This window comes from Congzhengia minquanensis, assembly GCF_014384785.1.
Classification (GTDB): Bacteria; Bacillota; Clostridia; order UBA1381; family UBA9506; genus Congzhengia; species Congzhengia minquanensis.
In genome coordinates, this window is sequence record NZ_JACRSU010000001.1 from 399431 (window position 1) to 422907 (window position 23477).

Below are 23477 nucleotides of genomic sequence, written 5' to 3' on the forward strand. Positions count from 1 at the left end.
TTATAGTTTATCAATATATTATCATTGACTTTCTGCTATTTTTGCAATATCATTATACCAGAAAGGTAAAGCAATGTAAATATATTTTTAATAAAACGGAGGTTTCACCATGAAAAAGTTAAGACTGGGCATTATCGGCTGTGGCGGAAGATTCAATGCCCATTTAAACGGTTTGCTGCAATTGGACAATGCCGAGATTGTTGCAGTAGCGGATCCCATTGAAGAACGCAGAATTGCCGCCGGAAAAAATACCGGGGCAAAAAAAATCTATCACGACCACACGGATTTATACAACAACGAAAGCCGCGACACCTTAGATGCGGTAATGATTTTTATTGAACCAACCGCCCACACCGATACAGAAACCCGGGCCATTGACATGGGCCTGCATTTTTTTATAGAAAAACCCATGACCATGGACTTAGAGCTGGCAGACACGGTTTTGAAAAAATCGGAGGAAAAGGGTCTTATTACCTCGGTAGGATTTCAGGACCGATATTTAGACTTAATCGACATCATTAAGGCCGAGCTTCCCAAGCACAAACAGGGCGGTCTTGTTTACGGCGCATGGGTTGGCGGGATTCCCGGCGTTTGGTGGTGGCAGAAAAAATCCACCTGCGGCGGGCAGCTGGTTGAGCAAAACATTCATTTGTTAGACGGCCTGCGCTATCTTTATGGAGAGCCGTTGTCGGTTTATGCGACCTGCTCTAGAGGGATGGTTGTCCCCGGAGTAGACGCCAGCCCGGAATATGACACTGACGACCACTCCACCGCGGTTATTAGGTTTAAAAACAACGTTACTGCAACGTTAGTAAGCGGATGCTACTCCAAAACCGTGCGCCCCAACTGCGGTTATGTAATCACCTTAGATGACATGATTTTAGACTATCGGCTCAGAAATAACTTAATTATTACCACCCAGACGGTAACAAGGGACATTAAGCGCAGCATGGATCAGACCTTTGCGTTAGACCAGGCCTTTGTGCAGGCCGTGTTAACCGGCGACCGTTCGTTGATCCGCTCTCCTTACGGCGATGCGCTGAAATCGCTTAAGCTTGCTTTTGCGGCAAATAAATCTATGGAAACAGGCGAAGTAATTTACTTTTAAATTGAGAAAGGACGTGCAAACATGAGAATTTGTATCCCAATCCCCTGTTTTTTCAAACAGGATTTTGTAGAAGCTATTTATAAGGTAAAATCCTTGGGATTCGATGCCATAGAAACCTATGACTGGAAGTCGTTGGACTTAGACGCTGTAAAAAACGCATGTGAAGACGCTGGCGTAGAGCTTATCAGTATGTGCACCACAGAATTCCGCATGACAGACGAACGGTTCCACAAACAGTGGCTTTTAGGGCTTGAGGAAAGCTGCAAGGCTGCGAACCAGGCGGGAGCCAAGCACCTTATCACCCAGGTGGGTCAGGACACCGGCGCTCCCAGGGAGAAACAGCACGAAAACATTGTTGCCGCTTTAAAAGAGGCAAAACCGATTTTAGAATGCTACGGCGTAACCATTATGATTGAGCCGCTGAACACCTTGGTGAACCACCCCGGTTATTACCTGTGGTCTGCGGTGGAAGGGTTCGAAATTGTCCGCGAGGCAGACCACCCCTTGGTAAAAGTGGTTTATGACATTTACCACCAGCAGGTGATGGAAGGCAACATCATTCCCAATATTACAAATAATTTAGACTGCATTGCCCATCTGCACAGTGCCGGCCACCCGGGACGCCATGAACTGCAGTATGGCGAAAGCGACTATAACGTGATTTTCCGTGCCGTGGACGAAGCGGGCTATAAAGGCTGCTGCGGCTTAGAATATCAGCCGCTGCTTCCCGCTGAGGAAAGCTTAAATGAATTTAAGCGGATTTATTTAAAATAATGAACATACACAAAGGGCGCCGCTATCAGCGGCGTCCTTTGTGTATTAAACTGCATGGTGAAATTAACTTAAGTAAAATTTTTTTCTTTTTATGCCAACCGACTTTGCTAAAGATTCAATTTTTTCGGGTAAAATATTAAGATTTTCAGAAATTTCTTCTATCGTATATTCATTCAGTAACATTTTATAAACTGAAAGTTCACTTTTTGTAAGTTGTCTTTCAAACTGCTCATCTAACATTTTATTTTCAATTTTAACATAGTTCAAATCATTGTATTTTATTACGCTATATAAATTAAAATTTTGCGATTTATCATTATGAAACGCTGCATCAATAGATTTTGATTCCATTTGCACATACTTAACATGAGCATGATTTGCCATTTTAACAAGATATTCTGTGTGCTTGGTAAGATATTCTTCAAAATTCCCGCGGTCAGGAGTGTATTGTTTGGCCGCCTCACAAAATGCAAGACCAATATTTTGCCGTCTGTCCTCGGGCGGAGTCGTTTTTGCCATCTTTTTAAATATTTTATCCGCCAATGGCTTGTATAAAGCCAATATCTGTTCCGTGTCATATTCTGAATTTTTCTTACGAAGAATAATTTGACCAACCCACCAATTGTTTTGCTTATCATATGTAAAATCAAAACTAACAGGTAATTTCATTCCTAAATCTGCAATTGCCGGAGCTAATCCAAAAACAGTATTCATTTTACGCTTTTTATATTTAGAATCTTGAGTTCCTACAATTAGAAGCGTTCTTGAACTCATGTCAAATCCAAATTGAATATTCTCGGGAAGTTTGCTTTGTAACGCATCATTTAACAAAAGCTTCTTATTGCTGCCAAGTGTAGCAGTTAATTTTTGTTCTTTTACTGGCTTATCAAACCAGACAATAGTTTGAGCATTAATCTTCATCTTTCTCTTCCCCCTATTCTGAAAGCTTAATTGTTACGTATTTACCGGCCACTTCAATGTTTATTTACTATACAATTCAATTATACTATCTTCTAAAATATTTGTCAACAAAAAGTTTGATATTTTAACAAGAAGCCCGAAAATCAACTGATTTTCGGGCTTCTTGTTAAAGTTCCTGATAAACACAATATGTATTTTTCTGATTCTTTGCCTTGTAGAGGGAGGTATCGGCTTTTATAAACAGCTCCTTAAAACTTTGGGCATGGCCCGGATAAATGGCGGCTCCAATACTTTGGGTAATGCCAAAGTTTAAATTCATCTCCGCCAGCATTTCCTTAAGCTTTGCATGCAGGTTGTCTGCATTTCCTATATTGCAAAGAAGCAGGACAAACTCATCGCCGCCCCATCTGCCTAAAATGTCTGTTTTTCTAACCTTACGCTTTAATTCGTCCGAGAATTCTTTGAGCACTTCGTCCCCCTTCGAGTGGCCATATGTATCGTTCACTGCTTTAAAGCTGTCTATGTCAATTAAAACCAAAGCGTGGGTTTCATTGTTGTTTTCTGCGAGTTTTCGGGCAATTTTACATTCTGTTGCTGTTTTGTTAAAAAGGCCGGTCAGCGGGTCTAATTTTGCCATTGCGCGGTATCCGTCCATTTGCAGTTTCATTGCATTAATGTCAGTGATAACGCCCACCATATAAATAGTTTCCCCGTTTTCTACAATTGGCGTTACGTCAATTTTGCACCACACAAATTCCGTATCTCCCGCCTTCATCCGGGCCTGATAGGAAAATGGTTTCCCTTCAAATATATTTTGAAACGCCTCGTTAATAATTGCCACATCGTCCGGATGCGCAAAATATGCCATAACCTGCTTCTGATATTCTTCCGGCGGAAGCTTGGAAAATTTCCAAACTTCCTCTAAAATGACTTTACCTGATTTATGAAAAATCACTTCCGCGTTCTCAAAAAACGTATATAGTTGATTTTTAATATCGACTTCATAAACACAAATTTTTGCAGCCTGCAAAACGGCGGAAAACCGTTCCTTATATTTTTGCAGCTCTATAGAGGTATTAAAACTACGTTCCATGCCGGCCTCCTTTCCAAATGCTTTTTAATATATGTTTAAACAATAATGTTAATCATATAAAAATTAAATTTTATTTTTTAAGAATTCTTTCGAAACTGGCGGCGTCCAGCAAATTTACCGTTTCAAAAACTCCCTTGTAAAACACAGCCCAGTTATTAAAAACGCAAGGAAGTTCTTTGGCCTTTTTCAGCGTGTCCACGGGAAAAAACGAAACAGAAACGTTTTTCTCTCCGCAAAGCTGTTTTACCATTTCAATGCGCTGCCAGATATAAGGGCATTGCATGTCATAATATATAGTCAGCTCTTCGCGGTCAATTTTCTGGGTTTTCACATTTTGTGCAAACTTTGGTGTTGTTCCGTCAAAAGAAAGCGCAAGCAATTCATATCCGTTTTCGGTCGTGTCAACAACTGAAAATCCAAACTTTTTCGCAAACGACTGGTTGGAAAGCCACGACTTTTGCTTCTTCGCTCCCAGCATACATATGCCGGATTTTCCTTTTTCCTTTGCGTCCGCCAAACAATATTCCATTAGCGCTTTCCCATATCCTTTTCCTTTGTTGCTTGCACCGTTGACCCATAAACAATAAATATAATAAAAGTTTTCGCCAACTATGGGAACCCAGGCCGTTTCGAGAGGAGCATATTCAATAAACACCGCAGCTTTATCGTTTAACTTTCTGAAAACATGGCCTTCCTGAAGCCGTTCAGAGAGCCACTGCCGCTTTGCGTCGACTCCCTGGTGAGGCTTTCTGCTGCGAATTATGCAACACAAATGTTCATTGAACAGATTTTCTGCCGTAATATTTACAAATTCAGTGTTCATTCGCACCCTCGTTCCCTTTTTTCATTTTCTACGGAATTATATTATATCACACCCTTCTGCTTTTTTCAATACTGTGTCAATACTTTCCAAAGGATTTTACCTCCATACAGCCGAATAAAGAAATAGAGAATGATGTGATAGTTTTTTTGTTTTTCCAACGAATTAGATAACAGAAGCGCTTCTATTTCACACAGAATGAGGGTGTAGTTTTCGTGAACCAGGACGACAAAATTGTTGCCGGGATAATAAAAAAGGATCAAAAGGCGTTTGAACTTTTGGTTGATGAATACGGCGGGCTAATTTGGTCAATCGTTAAATTTCATTTATCTGTTTTTGAAGTTTATCAGGAGGAGTGCAGAAACGACATTCTGCTTTCCATCTGGCAAAACATTGATCGCTATGATGCAAATAAGAACTCCTTAAAAAACTGGATTGGTGCAATCAGCAAGTATAAATGCATAGATTACAAACGCAAATATTATAAGGAGCTGCGGTTAGAAGCTTTAGATGAAACCATTCCCGATACCAAAAACACGTTTGAACAAACCATGCAAAACGAAATCGACAGCCTGCTGTCCGGCCTTTCTCCCGGCGACCGGGAGTTGTTTTACCGGCACTATATCTTAGGAGAAAAGGTCGAAACAATTGCAAAAGAATTTCATAAAAGTTCCGGCTATTTTTATAACCGTCTGTCCAGGGGACGAAAAAAACTGAAACAAAACCTTCGAAGGAGTGATTATTTTGAAAGCAACCCATCAAAATAAAGAAATAAGAAATGAATTTGATTTTTTAAACGATGTGAAAATGGATTTCTCAGACTATGAAATCATGAATTTATCAGAAACGGAGCGTAATAAAATGAAAAACATAAATAAACCGCATAAAAAATTCTCAGTAGGAAAGGTTTCTGCGCTGGCGGCCTGTGTTGCTTTGGTTGTCGCTTTCAGTCAAACCGCAATTGCAAAAGACTTTTTCAGCAACATTATTTCCAGCGTTTCCACTGGGCACAACCTGTTTGTAAAAACAGACGACTCTAACATGAAAATGACGCTGCCCGACGAGGTGAAGGGCAAGTTCTACGACAAAGACGGAAACCCCGCAACGGAATACCGGAGCGGCGACACACTTTTTGACGCGGAAGGAAATGAAATTTTAGACGTTCCCCGCTACATTACAGAAACTTTGGGAATTGACACTCTGACCATGAACGGTGCAAAGGTGAAGGTTCAAGTTAAGGCCTCTGACAAAGATGTTTTAAAAGAAGCAGAGGAAGCGGGAGAAAATGTTGTTTATGAATTGGATAAAATAAACGATTCGTTAAACTTTACCGCAAAACTGCCCGACTATGTGCCGGAAAACTTTGAATTCTTCGGTGCAACGGCCGACGGAGACTACCTGTTCCTATATTACAGGAACAAAGAAACCGGAAACTATTTTGCGATTCACGAGCGTGCCATAAACGACGAAACGAAGTTTGAAACATCAACCGACGGCACCTTAATTGAAACCACAGTGAACGGCAGCAAGGCCGTGCTGATGGAAGGCAAAACGCTGGACTGGGAAACCGATGGCATTGCCGTAAGCGTAATGGGACGTAACACGATATCCACCGCAGATGTTTATAAAGTAGCTGACTCCATAAAATAAAACTACAAAAACACCGGTGAGAGCGTTTGCTCTCACCGGTATTTTTTATTTTGAAAAGAATTGTGCCGACATTCTAATCTGCGTAATCATAAACGACTACCGCAAGGTGCTGCGACCTCTGCGTATACAGCATCACCCTCGTATCTTCTTCCAGTAGAGAATGAAGTGAAGCAATCGGTTTTTTGATAATTTTATCTCCGGTGACGTATAACAACGTGGGGATTTCATCGAACACAAACGTTTCACTGTTACCGCTGGAAGTGTTCATGCTCAGCTTATTCTCGCTGATTGACGTCATATTCCCGTATAGCAGCTTAAACGCAGTAAACGGCCAGTTGGGGTTCGTTCCCGCATTATAGAAGCTGCCGTCTGCCGAAGAATACGATTCGATCGGCTCGTCCTGAAAATCGAATACCCGTTCCAAGGCAACAACTTTTTCTCCGCTGGACTGGTAACGAACAATATCACCATGTCCAATTGCGTTAACCGGACGGATATAATTTTCAATTCCCTCTCCGAACGCTGAAGGTTTCAGCATCCATCTGTCACTGAGCCATTCCGGATGCTCTTGCTGAATCAGAAAAGAGTCATACATGTTCTCAATGGTGGACGGAATAATCTGCTCTGCAGCCTTACCGGTTGAAATATCGTAACCATATAGTTTTAATGCCGTGGAGCCGTCTTCATCTACACAAGACACCGCCTTATCCACCACAATGCCGGGAGCATTATCGTTATTAATGGAAGTGAGCGATCCACCCATAATTGTTTGACGCTCGGTATAAAGCACAACAAACGCCGGGAAACCAAATTCGTCCTGCCCATAATATGCCGATTTGCCCTCAATGGGATTTTGATTGGGAAAAATTTGAGAAATGGTTCCAGCACGGAAATACATTTCAAAATCTGCCTCTGCATTCACATAACTGTCCGTCGTTGGAATTTCAAATGCCAGTGTATTGCTCATAACAGGCAGCTTCATCATATTTCGGTCATAAATGCCGTTGACGCCCATAATATATTCGTGAGACGGCAGAACTTCAACATCAGACTTCACCATGCGTGAATCTGGCTCTAACTCAGGATAATAACGCTCTGTGTCTAGGAAGTTGATTTCACCCTCTGCATTGGTGCGATAGCGCACAAACAGATTCAGATAGTTTTCCTTCTCCACGCTGTCTCGAAAGTTCTGTCTTTTTAATTGCATTCCATCAACCTTAAGCTTTTGTGCAACCGGGAAAACCACAAATTTTCCATATTGGTCAAAAATACGAACATCAAGTTCATCCATACCCTGCTCTGAAAATCCCACAATTAAACCTAGCGTTTCTTTCTGATTTTCAAAATCGGCATTGCGCACCCAAAGCAAATCGTCGTACACGTCGAACACAAAAGTTCTTTCATCACCTGTTAAAAGACCCTCCATTTCGCCGCGATGTGTTCTAAAATACTGCGATACGCCGCGAACTGTTCCATCAATCTTTATGCTTTCATCCGACAGTTCCTCAGCTACACCGGTAATTTGGTTTGATGCAAAATCAACAATGAGGCTTCGCTTATCTTCAGACTGGTATGCATAAACCGCATCATATTGGGACATTGCGGAAATATCGCTGTTTCGTCCCTGATTTTTCACAACAAAATAATCCGGTGTTTCCGCTTTAATGCGTACACCATTCATACCGTTTAAACTTACATAACCATCTTCGTTAGAGGCTGTATCCAAAACAATGACCTCCGGACGGAAAATTTTAACCACATCCGCAATAAGATCACCGTTGTTGTCTATAAATTCTAAATAACCGTTTTCAGGTTTTAAATCATCCAATTTCCAACCTGGAAACGCCACGCCATTTAATAAAACACTAACGCCGGTTTTCCATTTTATGTTTTCCCGGTATCCGTCTTTCCAATAGGATAAGCTTCCATCCAACAGTTTCTCCATGCTTCCTGTGCGAACGGTGGTTATCATGTTTTTCTGCGTATCCGCCCAGAACAATTGGATCGTATCTTTATCATCAATCTCAGTCAAATAATAAATCCGCTGTCCTAAATAATGCTGCACCGAATCAGTTGCGTCAACATACTTTTTATAATCAATCTGCACACATCCGTCGCTCATTTTAGTTGGTGCGGTCAGAGTCGTGACACAGTTTGCTGTTACGAGCCCGCTTTCCAATGTACAGCGGTAACGCGCCTCCATCAGTGTTTCATCCTTTTCATATTTCACAGCGCCATCGGGATAAAGCGTGTCCATTGACAAAACTTCCGATTTTAAACCATTGTATATTACGTAAGCGGCGCTGATTCGATTCAGTGGCTCGCCATACTCTGCCCCGGTGCCCCGAAGTAGCTTTAACTCATCAGATACGGAAATGATTCCCGCCGGATAGCCGCCCTTCGCCACATACCGCGGAGTGTAGCCCATGGCTGAAAGCAGAAGCTTTAAAAACTCTGTGGTTGTTACATAATCGTCGGGCCGAAACAGAGCGTCGCGGCTGACCTGTCCGGTGCGAACGCCAGCCGTAATCCAGGGATTTGCCCAGTGTTCCCGCGGGACGTCTGCAAATATTTCGTCTGTTTCTGCAGCGTTGTCAATTCCCGCAATTCCAACTGCAATTTTTGTGGCCTCTGACCTTGTCAAAAGATTATAAGGCGCAAACTTTGTGTTCGAAACGCCCTGCATAATGCCTAAATACTGCAAAAGCTGAACCGGCCCAACGTCGGCGGGGTCGTCTATATCAGTAAAGTTCCGCAGACCGCCCGCTTCCGCCATTTCGCCGAACACTTCAATTTCTGCCACAACAAAATAACTGGGGCTTACAACACGAACATACCGATATGCGTCCGCAAGCTCAACTTTCACTGCAGTATGGCTCTTAAACTCCCCGGCTTCCAACCTTCTTCCAACATCGACCGTGGTTTCGAATTTCGGGTCGTTGGAAACCTGAATCAGCCAGCCCTGACGGTCTGCCGGCTGGTCGAAGTCCTGACGAGAATATGCACGAATTTCACTGATATAATAAGGGGCGCCGAGGTCAACACCGATATATTCATAGCCGCCCCTTTTCCCCGTTAAAATTTCACTGCCCATTGACCAAGCTGTGTTTAAATCGCCGTCCGTTGCCATTTCCGGCACATAATTCTCGCCGAAATAAGAACTGGCCATAGCGGTTTTTCCAGCCGCCACATTCACTGCGGCACTGACTTCCAAAGTGCCCATCATTGGAACGCAAAGCAGCGCACAGAGCAGGATTGTCATTATTCTTTTCATGGTTTTATTGTATCCTCCTTTTCGCCGCTATTGTTCGATATAATTCATAAGCCGCGATAAAACAACCGCCGCCTGTGCTCTTGTGGTACCGTCCTGCGGACCGAATCTTCCGTCATCGTAGCCACCGACTATGCCAATCATGCTGAGCGACTGCACGGCTGCTAATGCATATTCGCTGACAGCCTCGCTGTCTGCAAACTGCAGTTCTTCAGTTACCGTAGGCAATTTTTCATTCATTTCCAACAGCTTCAGACAAATTACCACCATATCCTGGCGGGTAATATTTCTGCCTGTACCGAATTCCGCGTCGCTGATACCATTGATCAGTCCACTGGAAAATGCGGCAGCAACATACGGATAGAACCAATCCGACGGCGCGCAGTCTGAAAACGCCATGTCGGCTGTGCCTGCCGGAAGTTTAAATGCGCAGGTAATCAGCTTTACAAATTCTTCCCGAGTTATCTGCCTGTTTGGTTCAAAGCTTTTACTGTCCACGCCAGCGACAATCCCCTGCTCTGCAAGGTCATAAATTGCCTCCTGCGCCCATGGCACGCTGTCAAGATCGCCAAACTCCGGCCGGTTATCTACTGGGGGTGTATCCGGCTCAACAGGGTCTTTAGAATTATCTGTTATCGGACGGTTATACGTCCCGCCGTTTTTGTTTCCAGAGCCGCCGCCGGAACCACCACCGCCGGAGCTTCCGCCCGAACTACCGCCTGAATTATCATCAGAATTGCCCTTATTCTTCGCAATCTCCTCTGCGATTGAAAGAATATAGTCGCCCATGCCGTCTAAATAATTGTCAATGCTTTTTGTGTCCACATAGGGCGCAATCTCATCAAACGTCACGTTAAGCTTTCGAATTGCCTCTGTGTCCACACCCAGCACATCGGCATGGCACGAAAGCATATTGCTCACATCAGCATATGTACCGTTCCAAATCACAGAAAGATAAATACCCTTTTGCAGCTGGGTACAGAACTTCTCCGCACTGTCAGCCGGCAAGGTAAGTTTGCCGATAACTTCGGCCGCTTTGTCCGCATTGGTCATTTCTCCGAAAATGGCAGGCATTAGCATGCCGTATTTGTCAATTGCAGATATCAGCGCTTTTTTGTCTTTTTTCGCTGCCGCGTCAAACACAACTGCGACTTTCAGGCAGGCATAAACATCGTCAAGCGTGGCAATTTGCTGCGGAGCTTTGTCTAAAAGCCCTGCTTCGCCTGCACTGCGTGCCAGAACAAAAGCTGCGCCGAAGCTGTCTTCCTTGCCTGAAATTTCCGGAACTGACGAAAGGTTCAGCGTGTCTGTTTCTTCGCTGTATTTGCGAAGAACCGCCGCAAACTGTTCCTGGCTGACTGTGCGAAACGCTTCCGTACACTGACGAATAATGTCCGGGTCGGTATTTTTATAGCTGAATTCCGCCTTTGATACAGTGCCGCCGGGGGCCGTGACCGTTATAATAATCTGATAAACACCAAACGGCATTTGGTCTGTGATGCGAAACGTGAAGAAAAAGGGAGCAGGTTTGTTTAAGTCATTCACAAGTCCAACACGGCTATCTGCAAACCGAATAGCCTGTTCCATTTCCGTTTCTGTAAGATTTTTTGTAATATCAAATCCCGGGTTGACTACTAACAGCTGTATCCGGCTTCCCGGAACAACTGCCTGGCCGGTTCCCGCTGTTCCGCTGATGGTAATTGCTCCGTCCTGCGAATGAAATGTAAGCGCAGACGCAAGGTCTGTTTCATTTTCCGCAAACGCGGGACACACAAACCCCATCAATGCCGTGGCAAGCAAAACCGCAATCAAGCTCCTTAGTCTCATAATTTGTCCTCCATCCGGAAGCTGTTCCAATTAGTTGCCTTTGGTGCAAAGGCCGCGTATCATGGGTTCTATGCTTCCTAAATCCTTGAGTAAAAATGCTTTCACCGTACAGCCAGAAACTGACTCCGGCAGATTAGAAAGTGTTGCGCGCAGTTCTGTTTCACCATTTTCAGAGCGCACTACGCTTCCTGTTTTCACTTCTTTCAGCATGTTATCTTCATAAAGTGCAATGAGGATAACCGGCTCTTTCTCCATGTTGCCTTTTAAAACAGCCACTGCGCTGATAGAACCACCCGGGGTCATTTTCTGGTCAAACAGAAACCGGCGGATGTTGCTGTCGCTGTTATTCGGCCAGACATATTCATCTTCTGCGGAGCCGACTTCTACGCCGTTCACGCTGACACGGAAAGTGTAGGTTCCCAGCGGACACTCGTCTTTCATTTTTACACAGAATTCATATGCGCCGTTTACATCATTTTTTGCATCCATGTAATATAAATCTTCAATAAAAGCGCCTTCATACATTGGCGAATATACCAAAAGCAGAACGCGTGAGCCCGCTTCTGCCTCTCCCCTTACGAAAAAGGAGTCGGATGTTTTGTCATAGGTCAGGTTAAACGCCGGAGCCTCGGCATGCACTGCAGAAACCCCTGAGAAGAGTAACGTAAAAGCAAATAGGAAAATTAACGCACACCGTTTTATTTTCATTATTCTGCCCCCTCTGCTGCAAATAAGTCTTTGGAGTCTACAACCATCATTGCGTTATTGAAACCATCCACCAGCACCGCACTGAAGCGAACCGTGCCTGTGGGCAGCGTTATTTCTGCGCTCAGCGGTCCTGAGGTTCCCACGTCCGGAACAGGCGTTTTAGCACAGCGAACCGCTGTCATAAATCCGTCTGCGTCATAACCGGCAAGAATCATCACAAAGTCAGAGGTTTCCAGTCGTGCATAGTTTGTGATAGAAACTGAAGCGGAATAGGTTTTTCCTGCTTCAATTGTTTCCGCCGTAGTGCCGCTTTCTTTTTCCGTAATGTTCCACTGGCCGAAATCGGTTTCCGCTTTTGAGAGCACACGAATTTCCTTGATATAACTCGGGTAGTCTGCCGGACCGGTAATCTGAATCGCAATATAGCGATATTTTTTTGCTGCGGGAAGTTCATATCTCCAGGTTGTGCCTTCCGGTACGCCGCCTTCGTTTGCCGCAGGCGTTGCAGAAATAGTTTCCATCTGCGCTACCGGCAGGTTAGCAACGCTGCCCAAAAGGGTGATATTCCCCAGGTCATAAGCCGACCAACCCTGCACTTCCGTACGGGAGGGAAGTTCTAAAGCGCTGATGTCATAGAAGTTTAAAAGGTCAATTTTATAAAAATAGGTTCCGCTTGCAGGAGCAAATGCCAAAGCTGCCGTTGCTTCGTTTCCATCATTTATATTTTTTGCTTCAAAACCGCCGCCGTTTTCTTCGTTATAAAATTTCAAGCCCTCGGTGTATGTAACCGGCTTGCCTGCTGCAATGTTCACATCTGTTGCCTCGGGAACATTTGCCTTTTTACCGAACACGCGCAGTTCTGCGCAGGCAAACATGTAGTTTCCCGGTGTTGTGCCCGAAAGGGTGATGTAGCGGAACCGCTGCGGCGTTTCCGGTGTGTATTGAATGATTTCTCCATCCTCAATCGCATCAATTCCACCGGGGACTGTTGTAAGCGCAGTCATTTGCGCGGCAGGAACTTTCGTGGTACTGCCCGAGATGGTAACACCTCCCAGCTCCCAGCCCGTATCAATTTTTGCACGGGCTTCCAATTCAATTTTGCTGACGTCATAATAATCGCCTAAATCAACACGCAGTTCATAGGGCGTGCCGCCTTCTTTTCCGCCAAACGCTGTAAATGTAGCGGTATCTCCGTCCACCATTTTTGCAGGGCCGAATGCTTCTAAGTTACTTAAAAAGTCTAAATCGCCTTCCCAACTCATATCTTTGTTCAGTGCAACATTGCTATCTTCCTCAATGGGAGGTTCTGTTGACGGCTCTTTTCCAAACACGCTGAATTCCGCGCAGGCAAACATATATACATCATCAACACTTCCACTGATGGAAATAAACTGGTAATTCTTTTCTTTCGGCAATTCAAATGTCCAGGTTTCACCGGCTTTCATTGCATTTACTTCCCATGAACCCGGCGTGTTGCAGATAGGTTCCATGCTGTCTAACGTTTTTCCGCCGGAAATTGCCATATTTGAAAGGTCGCTTGCGGCAAATCCAGAAGCTGCGGCGCGTGCCGTCACTTCAATTTTGCTGACACTGTACAATTTTTCTAAATCCAGCACAGCATTAAATTCAAAGGGATCGGCAGTAAGGCTTGCAATTGCAGCAAAGGTATTTGTATCGCCGTCTGTCATTCTGTCGATTGTACAGCCGTGATTCTGATATTCTCCAGCAACAGTTGCAACTTTGCCCTGTGAAACATTTGTTACTTCCGTTACAGGCGGTTCGGTAGACGGTTCTGTTCCAAATGCCCGGAACTCTGCAAAGAAAAGATCTGAAACGGCACCTAAGCACACACCGCTGAGTCTCAATTTGCGGTAATTTTTCACTGCAGGCAAATCAAATCCCCACACGGTACCGGCGGTAATTTCCCCGGTCCAGTGTGCCGGCGAGATGCAAATTTCTTCAACGTCGCCGGATTCTGTCACACCAGAAACGGTGATGGCATACATATTCCAGTTTGTACCCCATTCATGACATACCAGTTCAACGCGCGAAATGCTGTAAGTTTTTTCCAAGTCTATGGTCATACCGTATTCATAATCAACGCCCGGCGTTTGCTTGATACCACCGCGTGTGCTGATGTCGCCGTCTATTAACTTATCCAGGCTGTCAATCAAGGTATAGTCCGCATCCGGGGTGAGCTGCTTACCCTGTGCAACGTTTGTTGCTTCCGTCACAGGCGGCTCGGTTGACGCTTCTGTTCCGAAAGCGCGCCATTCTGCGCAGGCAAAAGCAGCAATTGATGCGCCGCTGAGTTTTAAATAACGGTAATTTTTTGTCTGAGGCAAATCATAGCCCCATACCTGGCCGCCGGTGATCTTGTTTTCCCAGCGGGGAGGCGTTGTACAGATTTCTTCTAATGCACCAGCTTCTGTCACACCGGAAACGGTTACTGCATCTAAGTCATAAGCCGCAGAATCTCCTGCACGCGCAACCAGCTCAATGCGGCTGATGCTGTAAACCTTCTCTAAATCCATTGTCAGGCTAAACTCTACAGCCGGGTCGCCGCCGATAAGGGCACCCATGGTATTAACATCGCCATCTGTCATGTTGTTATATGCACCGGCATTTGTATATTCTCCGTCTGGTGTAATATTCTTGCCCAGCGCCACATTGACCGGCTCTTCTGCGACAGCGAGGATACTCATTGATAGCATCATCGCAAAAGTTAAAAATAAACTGAAAAACTTTTTCATGAAATAAAGTCCCTCCTTAATATTTTTTGAAATTCACTATTTCAATTCCGAAATCGGAATTGTCAAAGCCTGCATATCCACCGGCATAATTCAGATTTGTAAATGTGTTCGCCACAACTGCGCCGTTTAATGTTACAACTGCCTGTGTTCTGCCGTCTTGTCTTGAAAGTTTTAGTTCCAGCGTGTTCTCTGCGTTATATTTTACCGGGAATGCCACTGCAGTCAGCTTTGTTTTCACACCGGATATCACTTCATAAAGCGTTCCTGCATTGCCGGAAACATCAATTTGCAGGCGGCTGTCACCTAAATTCATACAGTTAGTTTTAACGTCTGAACGGTTCGCACCAAACAAAACAGAAAAACTGTTCACATCGTTAGACGTTATGGGCCGGAACTTTATTTGAAGCGTTTCGCCGTCTTGTGCCGCAAGTTTGTTCATATAAGGTACTTTTCCTGCAGTCAGCAGTGTTCCGCCGCTAGGCATTGCCGTTACGCAGTTCTCCTGCGCCGAAAAGGTTGCCCAGCCGTCAGCCTGCTCCGGGTCACCTTCAACTGCGCGGACCGTCCAAAATTCATAGCGCTGTGCTTCTTTGCAATAAACCGGAAGCTTAAAGTCCTTTGTAAGGTCTGCTTTGTCAGTTTGTGCTGCAATAATGGCGCTGCCTGAAGGCGTTACCTCCAGTTTAACCGACGACAAATCTGTTCCGAACGGAACGTAAAGCGTTGCAGTGTGGCTATCGCGGTCAATCTCTGTCCGCGTGGCTGCCGCCGCATGAACATAGGCGATACCCGCGTCGTATTTCGCGTTTGCAAACTTGCTGTAAGCCTCTTCTAAGCGAATTACTAACCGAAGCTGCTCTGCATCGGTTTTCGCGGTTTCCGCCTCTTGTTTCATTGCCTTAAATTCCGTGGCAAACTCCTGCACGCTTTGTGCCGGATAGGTATCAAGCACACGGCCTGTTACCGCGCCGTTTAAAATTTTAATGCATACTGCGTCGGAGAGGTCCTCCCCATCTACCGAAACCTTTGCATTTTCCAGCGCCGATTGACAAAACGCCAGCATGTCTTTTAAGTCCATCCGATAAAAAGCGCTGCTTGTGTCGTTTATTACATTGCGCAGTTCAATCATACGTTCAAGTTTATCTGCCATTCCCGCAGAATTCATATTTTCATAGGCGGTTTGCAGCTGATAGCGGAATTTTATTGGATACTGTCCCGGCAAATTGCCGAAAGAACCGTTATTCAGCACATTTTCCGCTACTTTGTTCAGCGACAGAATGTTGGTGTCAATCAAACCGCCCTCAAGGATATCAAGATACCGCGACCGCTCGTCCGGAAGACGCAGCTTGCCCGCAGGAACCCGTTCACGCAGCTTTTCATAACCAGGTTCAAGGCCGGCGTTTTGAATTACCGTATATGCCTCTTCCCCGGGCTGTCCCGGAAGGAAGACCTTCACCGGGTCGAACTGGTTGTTCACGCCGCGGTAACGCACAGCGTCATGGGTGCCGTAGGTGTTGCTCATTGTGTTGTTCTGAATGGTGTCCGTCCAGACGTGCCAGTTTAAAAAAGCGTCCTCCTGCACGTTGTTATCCCAGGTTGAATTGGAAGAACCCTCGTCCGGATAGAATGAAGCGTTTCCGGTAAAAAGATTTTTCACATAGTTATTGGTCACTTTCGAGCCGTTCTGGTCGGAAAGTGTATAAATGCCGCCGCCGTCGCTTAAATACTGGCAGGCGTCCACAATCAGGTTATGTGAAATATTATTATTTTTCGTTCCTCTGTTTGTCATGTTCCAACCCCAGCCGCTGGCAATTCCGGAATATGGCACTTCATAAATTTCGTTGTGCAGAATACTTAAAGCTTCATTATAATTGCCGCTGATTCCGCCGCCGCCGTAAATCGTGTCGTCCACTCTGGTCAAATAGTTATTTGAAACCGTGTTGTTTTTGTTAATCTGCGCCACAGCTTCCAGCTTTACGTCCGGCGTAAACGCCCAGGCGCCTGAAAGTGCAAAGCTTGTGGCATCAGTGGTACGAATCATCATGTAGCGGTATTTCTCTTTTGTGTTAACGGGGTAAGCCGCAACATGATCTGCCGGCGACGTTTGCACCGCAATAGTTTCATAGTCGGCAAAGGTTCTGTCGTTGGATAGCAAGATTTCAAATCCGCTTCTTTGAGGCTTGCTCACTGCCGCCGGATCAAAGGCAAGCACGATTTTGTCAATGGAATAAGGTTTGTCAAAATCATAGCGAAGCCAGGTTCTTTCTCCCTGAGCCGGAGCGTCGGGGTCTCCCGACCAAGTGACGCCGTATGGATATTTTTCCGAATCGACCCAGAACTGACTACCCAATACTGCAGACAGCGTGTGGTCTTGATCCGGGCCGTAATACGATGCGGTAAGCCGCTCCGACCCGTTAATTAAATTCCACTGTGCCGTTTCAGACGGTCGATTGTTTTTGCTGCTGTTTACAATTCCGTCGTTTCCACCGTGGTAGGCCCGTCCTGAAACGATACCCGCGTTTCCGATATCTGAAAATGCGTTTCCGTTCACAACGGTGTTTTCTACCGCATTTTCCAACACTAATCCAGAAGAGGCAAACCCAAAGAAAGTGTTATCTTCAAAAGCTATTCCATCGCCGCGGTTCACCTCAATTGCACCGGGAATATAATCGAAAAAGTCTGTATACTGGTTTAATTTTTGCTGCTGGTAAAGCAGAATGCCCGCCTCGCCTGGATAGTGCCAGGTGGTGTGCGCAAATTTAATGCCCTCAAAACTGATATTTTTTGCCTTATCTCCATTTGTGTCGCCTGTGACACGCACAAGCTTCTCCAGCTTCGGCGCAATGACCTGGGCCTGCACCATATTTTCTCCCTCACGGGGCATATAATAAAGCATTTGTGTTTTACGGTTATAATAAAATTCGCCGGGCCTGTCCAAAAGCTCCATGGCGTTCTGAACGACAAACGGCCGGTTAAATTTTGCACCTAAACCATACATGCCGCCGGTTACCGTTTGAATGTCCCACCAGCTCTGCTGCATTTTTACAATAACCTGGTCTGCCTTTGCCGGATCCTGCAAAATAGAATCTACATGGCAAATCGCGGTAACCCAGCCTTGGGCCCATTTCATTTCTATGTCTTCGGCATTCTCATAAATGCCCAGATCCTTTTTAGAAACATAGAACCCATCGCTTGAATAGCGCGAGCCGGGAGCCTGATAGATGTTAGTTCCAACCATGTCGTGCTCGCTGCTTGCAATGTCGGCCTTTCTGCCGCCTACATAAAGTTCACGGATTCGCTCAAAGCCTTCCGCTTTTGCCTGCCAAAGGTTTGCAGACCCAGGCACCGGCGAGAAGCCTGAAATCGTTCTGCCGCCGGACAGCACAGGCTGCCCCTCGCCGCGGTAAATTACCCGGTATCCGTTTTTACCGGAATCTACAGATGTAAAATCGATGGTATTTTCCAGATAATAATTTCCCGGGCCAATGTTTACGATAATATCTCCCTGCATTCCGTCTGATACGGCGCGTACTGCGTCGCGCGCCTGTTCCACCGTTGCAAAGGGAGAGCTCTTCGTTCCGTTTCCGCCGGCAGGCGCACCTGCCGAAACATAAAATTCTTTCCATGCCGAAGATTCCGTATTTTCCCCAAAAGCTAATACGGGCAGCACAGCGGCAATGATAAAGAATGATAAGAAACTTATCCACAATCTCCGCATTTTTTTCCTCTCTTTCCTTCTGTACGATGATAAAATTCTTTTATATTTTTTGTTTCTGCCGTAAAATGCGATGCTTTTCTCTCTTCTTTTCCTCCTTATAATTTTCTATGTCAGCAAAGCAGAAGTTGTTTGCATGTATACATGCAAACAAAGGAGTACTCCTTTGCCCAATATTGTTTATTACTATACCATATTTATTTGCTATTTTCAATACGTTTTTCTACAGATAATACAAAAGTGCATGTTTGAAATACAATAATATCATAAAAATTCACCAAAAGAGTTAAGGTTTCTTTCATTCTGCCAATTTTGGCACAATTTCACATATTTTGTCAGAAAAACCAATTAAAAATTCCCGTTTTAAGGATTGATTTTCAAGCCGCACTGTGCTATACTGAAAGTCGAATAGAATAAAAAATGGGGGGCTCGCGCAAAGCGGGCTGAGAGTAAGCTGTGTTGCTTTGACCCACAACCTGATTTGGATAATGCCAACGTAGGGATATATGGTTTCTTTTAGCGTATATACTTGCTGGTATATACGCTTTTTTATTTTTTTAACAAAGGAGATTTTACATTATGCTGGGAAACTGTCTTGAAAATGTACGAAAAACCGTGCCTTTGGTGCACAACATTACAAACTATGTCACCGTTAACGACGTGGCAAACGTTTTGCTGGCCTGCGGGGGCAGCCCAATTATGTCGGACGAAATTGACGACGTGTCCGACATCACGTCGATTTGCGGCGGTCTGAACATTAACATTGGAACGCTGAATAAAAACACCATTGCCGCCATGTTTGCGGCGGGTAAAAAGGCCAACGAGCTGGGACACAAGGTTGTGTTAGACCCGGTTGGCGCAGGCGCATCTGCCCTTCGCACAAAAACCGCTCTGGATTTGGCGGATACAATAAAGTTCGACGCAATTCGGGGCAACATTTCAGAAATTAAAACCCTTTCCGCAGGAAGCGGAAGCACAAAAGGTGTGGACGCTGACAGCGCCGACGCAGTTGACGATAACAACTTAGACAGCGCAGTTGCATTTGTGAAACAGCTGGCAAAGGAACGGAACACGATTATTGCCGTAACCGGCGCCACTGATTTGGTAGCAGACGCTAAAACCTGCTATATAATAAAAAACGGCAGGCCTGAAATGAGCAAAATTACAGGCACGGGCTGTCAGCTTTCCGGCATGCTCGCCGCGTTTTTGGTCGCGAATCCTGAGAACCCGTTAGAGGCCGCAGCTGCCGCTGTCTGCACCATGGGGCTTGCCGGAGAAATCGGATTTGCCAACATGGAAAAGGCCGACGGAAACTCCACCTACAGAAACAGAATTATCGACGCAATTTATAACATGACGAGTGAAGAACTGAACAAAGGAGCAAACTATGAAATTCGATAAAAAAAGCCTGCTGCTCTACGCTGTGACGGACAGAAGCTGGCTGGGAACAGATACGCTGGCAAAGCAGGTTGAAATGGCCTTAAAAGGCGGCGCAACTTTTGTTCAGCTTCGGGAAAAGCACTTAGACCACGACGCATTTTTAGCCGAGGCGCTGGAGGTAAAAGCACTGTGCAAAAAATTTAGCGTACCTTTTGTAATTAACGACAACGTGGCGTTGGCAAAGGAAATTGACGCTGACGGCGTGCATGTGGGACAAAGTGACATGGAAACCGGCTCTGTCCGGGAATTTTTGGGCAGCGGGAAAATTGTTGGTGTGTCGGCCCAGACCGTGGAACAGGCACTTTTGGCCCAGGCCCGCGGAGCGGACTATCTGGGTGTGGGCGCAGTGTTTCCCACCGGCTCGAAGGACGATGCGGAGGATGTTGGCATAGATACGCTAAAGGCCATTTGCGCAGCAGTAAACATTCCCGTTATCGCCATTGGCGGAATTGGGCCGCAAAACGTGGCAAAGCTTAATGGTAGCGGCGTTTGCGGCATTGCAGTTATCAGCGCGATTTTTGCGCAGCAGGATATCACTGCCGCAACAAAACAGCTTCGTACTTTAACGGAAAGGATGACGGAGCAATGATTGAAGGCGCAATCTTTGATGTAGACGGCACCATTTTAGACTCCATGCCCATGTGGGACAACATTGGACGCATCTATTTGCAGCAAAAGGGAATTGAGGCAGAACCCAATTTAAACCGAGTTATGTTTACTATGACCATGCCGGAGGCCGCGGATTACTTAAAACAAAAATATGCTCTGCCCCGCTCCCCTGAAGAAATTATAACTGAAATTAACGGCATGATTCAAAAATTTTATGAAAACAAGGTGCCGATGAAAGCAGGCGTTCATTCGCTTTTATTAAGCTTACACGCTCGGGGTATTCCAATTACAGCGGCAAGCCTGAGCCAGCGCGGCATGATTGAAGCGGCATTTTCCCGGCTTGGGATTGACAAGCTGTTCCGCCGTGTTTTTACCAGCACCGAGATTGGCGCGGGAAAGGACCGGCCCGACATCTTCTATGCCGCCCAGGTGCATATGGGAACAGATATATCCTCCACCTGGGTGTTTGAAGACGGGCTTTATGCCATGAAAACAGCGAAAGCGGCAGGTTTTCGGATTTGCGGTGTGTTTGATCCGTCGAGCATTTCCGACCAGGAAGAAATTCAGTCTGTCTGCGACGTATATCTGCCTTCGTATGAAGGCGTTTTGGTCAGCAGATTTGAGGGGGAAAGCGAATTATGAAAACAGCATTGACCATTGCCGGAAGCGACTCCTCCGGCGGCGCAGGAATTCAGGCGGACATAAAAACCATGACGGCCCACGGCGTTTATGCCATGAGCGCCGTTACGGCCTTAACTGCCCAAAACACCACAGGTGTGAAAGGCATTTTTGAGGTTCCGCCCACGTTTTTGGCAGACCAGCTTGACTGTGTCTTTACCGATATTCCACCCGACGCGGTGAAAATTGGAATGGTTTCAAACAAAGAACTGATTGAAACCATTGCGGAAAAGCTATCAGAATACGGTGCAAAAAACATTGTTTTAGACCCGGTGATGGTTGCAACAAGCGGCGCAAGCCTTTCCAGCGAAAGCGCCGTGACCGCGTTAAAAGAACGGCTGCTGCCAAACTGCACCGTTGTGACGCCCAATCTGTTTGAAGCAGAAATTTTGAGCGGTTTAAAAATCCGGTCAAAAATCGACATGGAGCAAGCGTCACAGGCCATTCTGGGCGCCTATGGCTGCGCGGTGCTTTTAAAAGGCGGACATAGCGAGAACGACGCAGACGACCTGCTGTATCAACAAAGCGGGCCAACGTGGTTTCATGCAGGTCGGATTGAAACCAAAAATACACACGGAACGGGCTGCACGCTGTCCAGCGCCATCTGCTCGAATTTAGCAAAGGGGTTTGATTTAAACACTTCGGTAAAAAAGGCGAAACGCTATATCACAGGCGCGCTGGAAGCGAATCTGGATTTGGGGATTGGTTCCGGTCCTTTAAACCTTGCTTTTGCCATTGAGGGTAACTTTTAATTTGGAAAGAGAGGTTTCATTAGAATGCGCGAATATAAAACACAAATGGAAGCCGCAAAGCGCGGAATTATCACGCCGGAAATGAAAACGGTTGCAGAAAAGGAATGCATGGAACCGGAAAAGCTTTTGGAGCTTGTGGCAAAGGGGCAGGTTGCCATTCCGGCCAATGTGAACCACACGTCCCTTTCGGCAGAGGGTATCGGCTCTGGCCTGAAGACCAAAATTAACGTAAACCTGGGAATTTCCGGGGACTGCAAAAACTATGATGTGGAAATGCAAAAGGTAAACATGGCAGTGAAATTCGGCGCCGAGGCCATTATGGATTTAAGCAACTACGGCAAGACCAACACCTTTCGCCGGGCGCTGATTAAAACGTGCCCGGCCATGATTGGCACGGTGCCCATGTATGACGCCATTGGGTATTTGGAAAAAGATTTGCTGGAAATTACCGCAAAGGATTTTTTAAGGGTCGTACGTGCCCATGCGGAAGAAGGCGTGGATTTTATGACCATTCACGCCGGAATAAACCGTCGGTGCGTGGAAGCATTTCGCCGTGAGGGACGGAAAATGAACATTGTTTCCCGGGGCGGCTCTCTGTTGTTTGCCTGGATGGAAATGACGGGCAACGAAAATCCGTTTTTTGAATATTACGACGAGGTGCTGGAAATTTTGCGTGAGTTTGACGTAACTGTCAGCTTAGGGGACGCGCTGCGCCCCGGCTGCATTGACGACGCCACCGATGCGGGACAGATTGCAGAACTGATTGAGCTTGGAAACTTAACCAAACGTGCCTGGGACAAGGACGTGCAGGTGATGGTGGAAGGGCCCGGACACATGGCAATGGATGAAATTGCCGCCAATATGAAGCTGCAAAAGCGGCTTTGCCACGGCGCGCCGTTTTATGTGTTAGGCCCGCTGGTAACCGACATTGCCCCGGGCTACGACCACATTACCTCGGCCATTGGCGGCGCGATTGCGGCGGCCAGCGGCGCAGATTTTCTTTGTTATGTCACCCCGGCGGAGCACCTGCGCCTGCCGGATTTGGCAGACGTGAAAGAGGGCATTATTGCAAGCAAAATTGCGGCCCATGCAGCGGACATTGCAAAAAAAATCCCCCATGCCAGGGATTTGGACAAAGAAATGGCAAAGGCCCGGCATGAAGTGGACTGGGACAAGATGTTTGACCTTGCCATTGACGGTGAAAAAGCCAGGGAATATTTTGAAAGCACGCCTCCAGCCGACCGTCACACCTGCTCCATGTGCGGCAAAATGTGTGCCGTACGCACCACCAACATGATTTTAGAAGGAAAAAAAGTGGAGTTTTGCTCGGAAAAATAAAAAATAAACAACAAAGCCCC

General features: G+C 45.9%; 17 protein-coding genes and 1 riboswitch. Of the genes, 9 read left to right on the forward strand and 8 right to left on the reverse strand.

From position 1 onward, the window contains the following. Positions 1–109: 109 nt before the first annotated feature. The gene (locus H8698_RS01920; protein ID WP_249310944.1) at positions 110–1108 is read left to right on the forward strand and encodes a Gfo/Idh/MocA family protein; all 999 of its coding nucleotides are present in this window, start codon (positions 110–112) and stop codon (positions 1106–1108) included. A 21-nt stretch (positions 1109–1129) separates the two neighbouring features. Further along, a complete protein-coding gene (locus H8698_RS01925; protein ID WP_249310945.1) occupies positions 1130–1882 on the forward strand; it encodes a TIM barrel protein in 753 nt (250 codons plus the stop codon). 63 nt (positions 1883–1945) lie between these two features. On the opposite strand, the gene H8698_RS01930 is transcribed toward H8698_RS01925, so the two are convergent. The 3 genes from H8698_RS01930 to H8698_RS01940 all read right to left on the reverse strand — a co-directional run bounded on the left by H8698_RS01930 (position 1946) and on the right by H8698_RS01940 (position 4719). Further along, a complete protein-coding gene (locus tag H8698_RS01930) occupies positions 1946–2803 on the reverse strand; it encodes a hypothetical protein (protein WP_249310946.1) in 858 nt (285 codons plus the stop codon). A 166-nt stretch (positions 2804–2969) separates the two neighbouring features. Then, positions 2970–3896, reverse strand: a complete 927-nt coding sequence (locus H8698_RS01935; protein ID WP_249310947.1) for a sensor domain-containing diguanylate cyclase — start codon at positions 3894–3896, stop codon at positions 2970–2972. A gap of 70 nt (positions 3897–3966) precedes the next feature. Beyond that, entirely contained in the window at positions 3967–4719 is a 753-nt protein-coding gene (locus H8698_RS01940) for a GNAT family N-acetyltransferase (RefSeq protein WP_249310948.1), read from the reverse strand. 212 nt (positions 4720–4931) lie between these two features. Here H8698_RS01940 and H8698_RS01945 point away from each other — a divergent pair, with 212 nt between their 5' ends. Beyond that, on the forward strand, positions 4932–5483 hold the full coding sequence (locus tag H8698_RS01945; protein WP_249310949.1) for a sigma-70 family RNA polymerase sigma factor: 552 nt from the start codon (positions 4932–4934) through the stop codon (positions 5481–5483). Continuing rightward, positions 5461–6366 carry a DUF4367 domain-containing protein gene (locus tag H8698_RS01950; protein ID WP_249310950.1) on the forward strand — a complete coding sequence of 302 codons (906 nt, stop codon included), beginning with the start codon at positions 5461–5463 and terminating at the stop codon, positions 6364–6366. Before H8698_RS01945 ends, H8698_RS01950 begins: the two co-directional genes overlap by 23 nt. Positions 6367–6439: 73 nt before the next feature. Here H8698_RS01950 and H8698_RS01955 read toward each other — a convergent pair whose 3' ends face one another. The 5 genes from H8698_RS01955 to H8698_RS01975 are packed head-to-tail and all read right to left on the reverse strand — an operon-like array spanning position 6440 to position 18643. Continuing rightward, positions 6440–9640 carry a discoidin domain-containing protein gene (locus tag H8698_RS01955; protein ID WP_249310951.1) on the reverse strand — a complete coding sequence of 1067 codons (3201 nt, stop codon included), beginning with the start codon at positions 9638–9640 and terminating at the stop codon, positions 6440–6442. Positions 9641–9667: 27 nt separating this feature from the next. After that, positions 9668–11464 carry an S-layer homology domain-containing protein gene (locus H8698_RS01960; RefSeq protein ID WP_249310952.1) on the reverse strand — a complete coding sequence of 599 codons (1797 nt, stop codon included), beginning with the start codon at positions 11462–11464 and terminating at the stop codon, positions 9668–9670. A 30-nt stretch (positions 11465–11494) separates the two neighbouring features. Continuing rightward, a complete protein-coding gene (locus H8698_RS01965) occupies positions 11495–12172 on the reverse strand; it encodes a hypothetical protein (protein ID WP_177680178.1) in 678 nt (225 codons plus the stop codon). Beyond that, entirely contained in the window at positions 12172–14925 is a 2754-nt protein-coding gene (locus tag H8698_RS01970) for a hypothetical protein (RefSeq protein ID WP_249310953.1), read from the reverse strand. The genes H8698_RS01965 and H8698_RS01970 overlap by 1 nt, the downstream gene beginning before the upstream one ends. Positions 14926–14941: 16 nt before the next feature. Continuing rightward, positions 14942–18643 (reverse strand): right-handed parallel beta-helix repeat-containing protein, encoded by a 3702-nt coding sequence (locus tag H8698_RS01975; protein ID WP_249310954.1) that lies wholly within the window; start codon positions 18641–18643, stop codon positions 14942–14944. Between the two features lie 408 nt (positions 18644–19051). Beyond that, positions 19052–19160, forward strand: a riboswitch (TPP riboswitch). Between the two features lie 59 nt (positions 19161–19219). Between H8698_RS01975 and thiM the strand changes: the two genes are divergently transcribed. The 5 genes from thiM to thiC are packed head-to-tail and all read left to right on the forward strand — an operon-like array spanning position 19220 to position 23457. Continuing rightward, the gene (thiM, locus tag H8698_RS01980; protein ID WP_249310955.1) at positions 19220–20041 is read left to right on the forward strand and encodes a hydroxyethylthiazole kinase; all 822 of its coding nucleotides are present in this window, start codon (positions 19220–19222) and stop codon (positions 20039–20041) included. Beyond that, positions 20028–20669, forward strand: a complete 642-nt coding sequence (gene thiE / locus H8698_RS01985; protein WP_249310956.1) for a thiamine phosphate synthase — start codon at positions 20028–20030, stop codon at positions 20667–20669. The genes thiM and thiE overlap by 14 nt, the downstream gene beginning before the upstream one ends. After that, on the forward strand, positions 20666–21331 hold the full coding sequence (locus H8698_RS01990; protein ID WP_249310957.1) for an HAD family hydrolase: 666 nt from the start codon (positions 20666–20668) through the stop codon (positions 21329–21331). Before thiE ends, H8698_RS01990 begins: the two co-directional genes overlap by 4 nt. Continuing rightward, positions 21328–22119, forward strand: coding sequence for a bifunctional hydroxymethylpyrimidine kinase/phosphomethylpyrimidine kinase (gene thiD, locus H8698_RS01995; RefSeq protein ID WP_249310958.1), 792 nt, complete (start codon positions 21328–21330; stop codon positions 22117–22119). Before H8698_RS01990 ends, thiD begins: the two co-directional genes overlap by 4 nt. 24 nt (positions 22120–22143) lie before the next feature. Continuing rightward, the gene (gene thiC / locus H8698_RS02000) at positions 22144–23457 is read left to right on the forward strand and encodes a phosphomethylpyrimidine synthase ThiC (RefSeq protein ID WP_249310959.1); all 1314 of its coding nucleotides are present in this window, start codon (positions 22144–22146) and stop codon (positions 23455–23457) included. Positions 23458–23477: the final 20 nt, after the last annotated feature.

Excerpts from the sequence above, each read along its gene's own strand:
- H8698_RS01920 (WP_249310944.1), top strand. The coding sequence starts at position 110 with ATGAAAAAGTTAAGACTGGGCATTATCGGCTGTGGCGGAAGATTCAAT.
- H8698_RS01925 (WP_249310945.1), top strand. The coding sequence starts at position 1,130 with ATGAGAATTTGTATCCCAATCCCCTGTTTTTTCAAACAGGATTTTGTA.
- H8698_RS01930 (WP_249310946.1), bottom strand. The coding sequence starts at position 2,803 with ATGAAGATTAATGCTCAAACTATTGTCTGGTTTGATAAGCCAGTAAAA.
- H8698_RS01935 (WP_249310947.1), bottom strand. The coding sequence starts at position 3,896 with ATGGAACGTAGTTTTAATACCTCTATAGAGCTGCAAAAATATAAGGAA.
- H8698_RS01940 (WP_249310948.1), bottom strand. The coding sequence starts at position 4,719 with ATGAACACTGAATTTGTAAATATTACGGCAGAAAATCTGTTCAATGAA.
- H8698_RS01955 (WP_249310951.1), bottom strand. The coding sequence starts at position 9,640 with ATGAAAAGAATAATGACAATCCTGCTCTGTGCGCTGCTTTGCGTTCCA.
- H8698_RS01960 (WP_249310952.1), bottom strand. The coding sequence starts at position 11,464 with ATGAGACTAAGGAGCTTGATTGCGGTTTTGCTTGCCACGGCATTGATG.
- H8698_RS01965 (WP_177680178.1), bottom strand. The coding sequence starts at position 12,172 with ATGAAAATAAAACGGTGTGCGTTAATTTTCCTATTTGCTTTTACGTTA.
- H8698_RS01970 (WP_249310953.1), bottom strand. The coding sequence starts at position 14,925 with ATGAAAAAGTTTTTCAGTTTATTTTTAACTTTTGCGATGATGCTATCA.
- H8698_RS01975 (WP_249310954.1), bottom strand. The coding sequence starts at position 18,643 with ATGCGGAGATTGTGGATAAGTTTCTTATCATTCTTTATCATTGCCGCT.
- thiM (WP_249310955.1), top strand. The coding sequence starts at position 19,220 with ATGCTGGGAAACTGTCTTGAAAATGTACGAAAAACCGTGCCTTTGGTG.
- thiE (WP_249310956.1), top strand. The coding sequence starts at position 20,028 with ATGAAATTCGATAAAAAAAGCCTGCTGCTCTACGCTGTGACGGACAGA.
- H8698_RS01990 (WP_249310957.1), top strand. The coding sequence starts at position 20,666 with ATGATTGAAGGCGCAATCTTTGATGTAGACGGCACCATTTTAGACTCC.
- thiD (WP_249310958.1), top strand. The coding sequence starts at position 21,328 with ATGAAAACAGCATTGACCATTGCCGGAAGCGACTCCTCCGGCGGCGCA.
- thiC (WP_249310959.1), top strand. The coding sequence starts at position 22,144 with ATGCGCGAATATAAAACACAAATGGAAGCCGCAAAGCGCGGAATTATC.